This is a genomic window from Winogradskyella poriferorum (assembly GCF_050618035.1).
Lineage (GTDB): Bacteria > Bacteroidota > Bacteroidia > Flavobacteriales > Flavobacteriaceae > Winogradskyella > Winogradskyella poriferorum_A.
In genome coordinates, this window is sequence record NZ_JBODPY010000068.1 from 1 (window position 1) to 250 (window position 250).

The 250-nt window shown below is 30.0% G+C and carries 1 pseudogene; it reads left to right on the plus strand.

Annotation, left to right across the window (positions count from 1 at the left end):
* A pseudogene (locus ACRHOC_RS14955) lies at nt 1-250 on the plus strand (hypothetical protein); the annotation flags it as partial.

Sequence of the window (250 nt, forward strand, 5' to 3'; positions counted from 1 at the left end):
CACCAACAGTTGCAATGACGAGAATGAATACGATGACGATATAGAATGTATCGATTTTATATTTCCTATTGAAGCTTCAATATTTAACCCAAATAATGAGCTATTAGAAACCATTTCTATTGAAAATGATAATCAACTTTTTGAGTTTATAAATGATCTCGATGAAGATAATATAGCAACCATAGATTTTCCTATAACAGTAATTCTTGCTAATGACACAGAGGTAAGTATTAACAACTTTGTAGCGCTT